This window comes from Oscillibacter sp. CU971, from assembly GCF_905219725.1.
Taxonomy (GTDB): domain Bacteria; phylum Bacillota; class Clostridia; order Oscillospirales; family Oscillospiraceae; genus Oscillibacter.
Map to the genome: position 1 here is coordinate 1 of NZ_CAJMXG010000172.1, position 6574 is coordinate 6574.

Sequence of the window (6574 nt, forward strand, 5' to 3'; positions counted from 1 at the left end):
TGCACAAGCTGTTTGCACCATTGCTGCTTTCAGCACTTTACTCAAGCGGTTTTAGCCTATTGGTACAGCTTCTTAGAGCTTTTCTGCCTGAAGCGGAAAATCGTCATGCCAGCCGTTTCGTGTCGTTCAAAACATCTTGTATCGTCACCGATCCCATTTCTTTTTCCATTGCTTTCTGAATCTCATCAAGCCTGACATCCAAAACAGCGTGAATGTTTCTCCCAACGGGGCAGAGCTGGTTCGGATTTTCGTGGAAGTGAAAAAGTCCACCCTCGTCTACACACTCTACAGCGTTATAGACATCAAGCAGTGTGATCTCATCAATGGGTCTTGCAGTATCCGTTCCGCCGCTCCCGCGCATGACCTGCACAATGCCGGCTTTTTTTAGTTGCTGTAACAGCCGCCTAATGACAACGGGATTGACGTTTACGCTGGAGGCGATGAAGTCGCTGGTTACCTTCCGGTCATTTTTGAACATCTCAATACAAATAAGGGCATGGACAGCAATCGTAAATCTGCTTGAAATCTGCATCATATACCTCCAGATATGGGGGAGAATTATTTTTCCGGCGCTGCCAGTCATTTTTATTGAACTAAAAAGACAATGCCACATCTTGATAAATCTATTATAGAGCATTCTTCCTCTAAAATCAAATGCATTCCAAGCAACACCAGCAAGATATAATAAGTTTCTATTTCTTTGCGATCTGATACATCAGCTCGTAGACCTGATCCAGCAGGAACAGCCCCCGTTTAGCGTCCTCCGCCCTGGCGATACCGGCGTTGACGCTGCGGGCGATCTGGTTAATATTGTTGCCGATGTGGTGGATCTCCGTCCGCAGCTCCTTGATCTCCTGGGAGGGGCGGGCCTTGACCTCCGTTCCCAACAGCAGGCGGCGCNGATAGGCCGTCTTGGATAGACCGCAGAGACGGGCGCTGTGTTCCAACAGTTCTTTTTCTTCCTTGGACAGCCGCAGGCATATCTCGTATTTCTTTTGCATCAACGCTCCTTTCCACGGCCTCTGGGCCGCANAATTTCCGNCCGCNNGCGGCATTGGGGTCAGGGGCTTACCCCTGCAAGCGCGCAAAAGATATCTTTGCGCTATGCTTGCGCCGACACCGCCCAGGGGGCGGTGTCGGCCTCGGCCCCGCCAGCGGCGGGGCTTCGCTCCAAGCGGTAGGTTGATTGGAACGGGCGGGCGGCGCCCGCTCTCTCGAAGAGAAAATCATCACCGCTCCCGCTGGCGCCGGGGCTGCCGGAGCTTCAGATCGTAGTGGTCTACCGGCACATCACGCAGATCCAGGCTCCGCTTTTCGGGGACATAGCACGAATACCGGGCGTAGTTGTAGCCTTGGCAGTCCACCAGGATACCGTCCCTGCGGCCCCTGGTGGTCACCAGCAGGCAGCGGGTCACTCCTTTGTCGTAGCCAGTAAGGTGCTTATTGGGGATGAGGAAGGGCATATCCCGCAGCAAATTGGCGGAAAAATTCTGAAACTGCTGGCCGGTCAACTGGAGGATCTTGACCACCTCCACCAGGATGAGCTGGGCGGTCTTAACCTCCACCAGCTCCTGGGCGTGGCTGGCTTTGAAGAAGAAACAGCCGCAGATCGTAGATTTTGGCAACTTCCCACCTCCTGTTGGGTGTAATAGATTCACCCAGATTTCTGTAAAAAAGAGAAGCAAGGTGAATTGTATTCACCCTGCCGTCTATCGTTCCTGCATTGCTTTTCTGTTTTTCTGCCGTCCCCGCCGAACAGGCGGCGGCAGGAGTTCAGCGGGCGGCGTATGGTCGCGCAGCAGGCCCAGGAGGCTGTGCCGCGCCCCGATGTTTGTTGCCGTGATTTCCCTGACGCAGTGCCGCAGCCAGGGAAGCTGTTCCGCCATCTTCTGGGTCAGGAGGGCAACGTCCAGTGCAGTCAGCTTCTCCGTGGAGACATACACGGAATACTGTCGCCGCTCAAAGCCGTTGGTCTCCATGAACCGCTGGATATCCTTGTAGGCCCGCTTGAAAAACTGCGGGTCCCGGCCCGTCTCCTTGCGGGGATAGTGCTGTCTCAGCGCCTCCTGGCTCAGATCGAAGGTGATTTCTTTCCGGCTCATCCCCATGTTACACAGCACCCCGTGCCTTTCCGGCCTGGGCGAGTACGTCCTCCTCGCCGTCCTCATCCTGCCAGACGCAGGCGGTGGCGCAGGCCATGAACCAGTCCGAGCGCAGCAGAGACAGGATAATATCCCACATACACGCGAAGTCATCGCCGTGGCCCTTGTCCTGGAAGGACAGGGGGTCACCCTCGGAGACACAGGGCAGGCTGTGGGCGGCGAACAGGCTTTTTACCGTCCGGTGAACATCCTCCAGCGTGTGGCCTCGCCGCTCTACGGCGGCTTTGTCAAAGGAAAATTTCACTTTCATTTTGCGACACCTCCTGTTGTTTGGTAGCCCACATCATACCGCACCTTTTTGACAATATCCAGATGAATCGGCAGACAGTTATCGGTCACGCCGCCTGGGCCAGCTCCTGGGCGATCCGCTCTCTGGCGAGGCGGGCGTACTCGTCCGTGACCTCGATGCCGGTAGCGGTGTAGCCCTCCAGCACAGCGGCCAGGACGGTGGTGCCGGACCCGGCGAAGGGGTCCAGGATGTGGCCACCCGGCTCGGTGATCTTCACAATGTCCCGCATGAGCTGCAGGGGCTTCTCCGTCAGGTGGATGCGGTTCTGGGGGTTGCCGTACTTGAACACCCCCGACAGGCAGGGGACGGGGCGGTTGATGGGCATATCGCCGTTGGAGCCCCAGACGATGTACTCGGCCTGCTGGCGGAAGCGGCCTTTCTGGGGGCGGGAGTTGCCCTTGTCCCAGACGGCGGTGCCGCGCCAGATCCAGCCTGCCCACTGGAGGGCATCGGAAGCGGCGGGGAGCTGTCGCCAGTCAATGAACATACACACCGGCGCTCCCAGCTTGCACAGCTTCCGGGCGTCTGCCAGCCACTCCGCCGCCCAGCGGGTCCAGGAACGCTGATCCTTGGCGTCCCCCTCGAAGGGCGGGGGCGCGTGGTCCCCCATGCTGGAATACTTCTTGGCGGTGGACTTGTTCTTCTCCGCCTGGGTGCGGCCCCCGGAGGCGTAGGGCGGGTCGGTGATGACGGCGTCAAAGGTTCCAGGGGAGAAACCTCCCAGCAGCTTCAGGGCATCGCCCTGGATGATCTCCCACTTGGGATTATCGCTCATATGTGTTCCTCGCTTTCTTCTTGTTAGATTTTTGGGGTATAGCAGGCGGAGACAGCTCTGTCTCCACATACTCGNTGATGATATTGAGGGCTTTGCTGTAGTCCCCGCAGGTGGTGACGCGCTGGACCATGTGGCTGACCAGATCCCCCATGCCCGCCTCTTTCAGCAGCGAAGAGGCTTTGCCCATGACCGCAAAGATGTTGCCGTCCATTCCGATCAGGCTCATGGTGGGCTTTTGTCTGGACGGCTGGTGCAGAAAGCCGCCCAGCCGATTGGGGACGTAGTCGGACAGCCATGTGCCGCCGTATCGGTCATGGGTCTGGATGCGCCACATGGCGAACTTCCCAATATTCAGTTCCGCATCTCCGAAGGGAAACAGCAGGCAGGTCACCCCATCGTGCCGGAAGGATACGACATTCTCTAATTTGCTGCCGCCCAGCAGAATGCCGGCCTCGGTGAGTTCCCGGTTGATGCCGTCCACCCACTCCTGGGGGTCGCCGCCGCAGCCCTGGAGGACGAGGCCCTCCTCACCCTCCATGTGCCGCAGGTCCTCTGCGTTGATCTGTTTCACATCGCTCATGGGATTTTTCCTTTCCGTCAGATTTTCAGACTGAACAGCGCCGCCCACGTCCTCCGGGGTCTGGGCAAGCTGCTCTTTTTCGTACAGTTCTCTGTCACGGATTTCCCACAGCATATGGCCCATCTCCCCGCTGTGGTCGTAGCCGGTGATCTCGGACTCCCAATAGCCGCGCACAACCTCCAGCGGATCGTCAAATCGGAGCAGAAATTCCATATCCTCGTCATCGCAGGCGTCCAGCAGCTCCGTGTGGAGCTGCTGGGCGGCGGTGATCTCCGGGGCCATGGCAATCAGCTCAGAAACTGTTTTTTCTTGAAGAGATTCTATAAAATCTGTGTAGTTTTCATCCAGCCGCTTCTTCAGGGTGTCCTTCCGTTCACTGCTCATCGCGCACCTTTGCCTTTCCGGGGTACCTGCCTGCGGGGCGGGCTGTGCCCAATGGTCTGCTGGTCAGTCTTGACCTCAATGCCCAGATCCATGGCGTGGCGGATCTCCGCCCACATTCCCTCCGTCCACTCCGGCCCGTAGACATTGACCTGCTGACAGGACTCCACCAGCCGCAGGCCCATTTCCCGTGCCGCCTGATCCTGCTGGGGATTCTCCGGGTCAGCGACAGGCGGGAACATGAGATGGGGGCAGACAGGGATGTCGCCCGCCTGGAACACCTCCTGGGCTTTCTGGCGGGCGAACTCGATGTTTTTCTCCACCTCTCCCCGGAGCGGGGCGCAGATGTACACCAGCTTGGGGCCGTCCTGGTCCTGGACGCGCTCCTGCTGCCGGTCACGGAACACATCCAGGTATTGCTTGGTGGCCTGCCGGATCGTTTCGTAGTCCGCTTCAGTGGGGTGATAGGCGTACCACTCAAACTTCCCATAGTCCTCCCAGATGTGGGGAGTCACCCCGCTGCGGAAGTTGGGGTTGCCGGGGACAGGCTTCTTGCCCAGCAGGTCTTTCAGCTTCAGCACCAGGGTGTCCACCGGCCCGTCCGTGCGGTTCAGCACCGTCAGCTTCAGGGCATTGTACTCGCCAGAGATGTGGGTGGAGATAAACTGCGCCCGAACCCGCAGATCCCGGCCCAGCGTTCCGAGACACGCCCGGCCCGAACAGGCGGGGTTGTCAAAGGTCTTTCCATCTCCGAACAGATGCCACAGCTCCTGCTCAAAAAAACTGCTCATTTTTCACATCCTTCCTCATAAATGATGTAGTATTCGGTATCGTCATTGCCCCAGCGGATGGTTTCCATGCACTGTAATTCTCTGACCAGCCACCCGGCTTCGCCCATGACGGCGGCCACATCGGCGGCCCGGACACAGCGGACAGTCCGTTCGACCCAGCTTCCACGGGGCTTGATTTTTCCTGTGAAAGCGTTTTTCTTCATCCGCCTGAACGCCGGGGAGGATGCCTCCACAGACATCCCGAAGGTGGTCCCGTCAAATTCCCTCATATGGAGATCCATCAGCCGTCCCTCCCTCTGCTATTCTCCTTTCCGCTGATTGCAAGGCAAGTATAGTCGAAAGGCATTGAGAAAGCTATTACCAACACCACCAAAGAACCAGGGGGCAAACGAAGCAAATGTAACAGTGGTGGGAAAACAAAAGCCCCCAGAGCTGCCGGACTTTTCCGGTCACTTTGGGGGTAGGTGGATAGCGAGTTTACTCCGTCCATAAATAGCGGACTTTGCATCTTTGGTGCGTAAATTTTTTGAAACGGGAGACTTTTTTGAAAAATTCAACTTTTTCTACATCCTTCCTGCGTTGATATTGTGTTTTGTGCAATATTGCGTGATTTTATTTTGTTGTTTTTGGGCGGTATCTTTTTCATCTGCACAAGGTTGACAAAAGGAGCAAACTCACTGGAACTGGGGTCGGCGCTGTCAATGCTGTTGCCAATGGCAATGAAGCGCACCCCGAATTTGCGAAAGAGAACCTCCGTATAAAATCCTGTCTGGAGGTAATCTCTGCCGATTCTGCTCATGTCCTTTGTGAGTACCAGAGCCACTTTTCCGGCCTCGATGTCGGCCACCAGCCGTTTCCACGCCGGTCTGTCGAAATTGCCGCCCGACCATCCGTCATCAGTGTAATGGACGATATTGGAGAAGCTATGCTGGGCGGCGTAGCCCTCCAGGTATTTTTTCTGATTCACGATCAAATTACTGTCCCCAGCGGATTCATCGTCACGAGAGAGCCTCTCATATAAAGCCGTTATCTTTTCCTCAGTCTGTCTTGCGCTCATGACGCGCTCCTTTCAGACTGACGGCTCATTTGTGGTGCATCCATTGTACCACGTTCCCCACCGTTTTGCAGCCCCTCATTTCGGATCATCCGCAAAATTTTTTCCTCCATCGTTTCGCCGCCGTTGTCGGAAAAGACCACCTTCACCTTGTAGGTGGTGGAGCCGATGCGCCGGGTCATATACCGGCAGTTCTGGTTTTCGTTGTTTTTCGTCATGGTGTCCTTTCTCATATCATTGAAATTCAAAAGCAGAAATTTTCGATATGGGAAGCCGTTTTCCCCGAAGCAGTTCCTGGCAGGCAACCCTGCTCGGTGCTGTGCCGTCCCCCTGCGGGGCGCTCGCTCCCTTGAGGGAGGTCATGGCGGTTTAGCTGTTCGGGCGGTCATTCAGTTGTCGCTTTCGCCACCTTTCTGTTTCTGGATTTTTGGTTATGTATGGGAAAGGAAAAGCAGATACAAAAAACCGCCCGCGGACGCTCTCCGCAGTCGGTTATGTATCTGCCAAATGAAATATGTGTATTATATAGACACCAGATATGC

The 6574-nt window shown here is 56.3% G+C and carries 9 protein-coding genes and 1 pseudogene; all 10 read right to left on the bottom strand.

The window, feature by feature from the left end:
- Positions 1-103 precede the first annotated feature (103 nt).
- Positions 104-532: an Rrf2 family transcriptional regulator gene (locus tag JX325_RS11385; RefSeq protein WP_160572063.1), complete on the bottom strand. Its 429-nt coding sequence runs from the start codon at positions 530-532 to the stop codon at positions 104-106.
- A 160-nt stretch (positions 533-692) separates the two neighbouring features.
- Positions 693-1001, bottom strand: coding sequence for a plasmid mobilization relaxosome protein MobC (gene mobC, locus JX325_RS11390; protein ID WP_204791241.1), 309 nt, complete (start codon positions 999-1001; stop codon positions 693-695).
- A gap of 228 nt (positions 1002-1229) precedes the next feature.
- Positions 1230-1625 (bottom strand): DUF6329 domain-containing protein, encoded by a 396-nt coding sequence (locus JX325_RS11395; protein ID WP_204791242.1) that lies wholly within the window; start codon positions 1623-1625, stop codon positions 1230-1232.
- An 84-nt stretch (positions 1626-1709) separates the two neighbouring features.
- Positions 1710-2120 carry a VapD family protein gene (vapD, locus tag JX325_RS11400; RefSeq protein ID WP_160572053.1) on the bottom strand — a complete coding sequence of 137 codons (411 nt, stop codon included), beginning with the start codon at positions 2118-2120 and terminating at the stop codon, positions 1710-1712.
- Positions 2110-2412: a hypothetical protein gene (locus JX325_RS11405; protein ID WP_160572052.1), complete on the bottom strand. Its 303-nt coding sequence runs from the start codon at positions 2410-2412 to the stop codon at positions 2110-2112. The genes vapD and JX325_RS11405 overlap by 11 nt, the downstream gene beginning before the upstream one ends.
- 85 nt (positions 2413-2497) lie before the next feature.
- Positions 2498-3226: a site-specific DNA-methyltransferase gene (locus JX325_RS11410; RefSeq protein WP_204791243.1), complete on the bottom strand. Its 729-nt coding sequence runs from the start codon at positions 3224-3226 to the stop codon at positions 2498-2500.
- A gap of 960 nt (positions 3227-4186) precedes the next feature.
- Positions 4187-4978 carry a DUF4406 domain-containing protein gene (locus JX325_RS11420; protein WP_204791244.1) on the bottom strand — a complete coding sequence of 264 codons (792 nt, stop codon included), beginning with the start codon at positions 4976-4978 and terminating at the stop codon, positions 4187-4189.
- Complete coding sequence (locus JX325_RS11425; protein ID WP_204791245.1) at positions 4975-5259, bottom strand: hypothetical protein; 285 nt, start codon at positions 5257-5259, stop codon at positions 4975-4977. Before JX325_RS11425 ends, JX325_RS11420 begins: the two co-directional genes overlap by 4 nt.
- A 368-nt stretch (positions 5260-5627) precedes the next feature.
- Positions 5628-6035, bottom strand: a pseudogene (locus JX325_RS11430) (recombinase family protein); the annotation flags it as partial.
- A complete protein-coding gene (locus JX325_RS11435) occupies positions 6032-6250 on the bottom strand; it encodes a transposon-encoded TnpW family protein (RefSeq protein ID WP_204791247.1) in 219 nt (72 codons plus the stop codon). The pseudogene JX325_RS11430 and the gene JX325_RS11435, both read right to left, overlap by 4 nt.
- Positions 6251-6574 lie beyond the last annotated feature (324 nt).

Excerpts from the sequence above, each read along its gene's own strand:
- JX325_RS11385 (WP_160572063.1), bottom strand. The coding sequence starts at position 532 with ATGCAGATTTCAAGCAGATTTACGATTGCTGTCCATGCCCTTATTTGT.
- JX325_RS11405 (WP_160572052.1), bottom strand. The coding sequence starts at position 2,412 with ATGAAAGTGAAATTTTCCTTTGACAAAGCCGCCGTAGAGCGGCGAGGC.
- JX325_RS11410 (WP_204791243.1), bottom strand. The coding sequence starts at position 3,226 with ATGAGCGATAATCCCAAGTGGGAGATCATCCAGGGCGATGCCCTGAAG.
- JX325_RS11420 (WP_204791244.1), bottom strand. The coding sequence starts at position 4,978 with ATGAGCAGTTTTTTTGAGCAGGAGCTGTGGCATCTGTTCGGAGATGGA.
- JX325_RS11425 (WP_204791245.1), bottom strand. The coding sequence starts at position 5,259 with ATGGATCTCCATATGAGGGAATTTGACGGGACCACCTTCGGGATGTCT.
- JX325_RS11435 (WP_204791247.1), bottom strand. The coding sequence starts at position 6,250 with ATGACGAAAAACAACGAAAACCAGAACTGCCGGTATATGACCCGGCGC.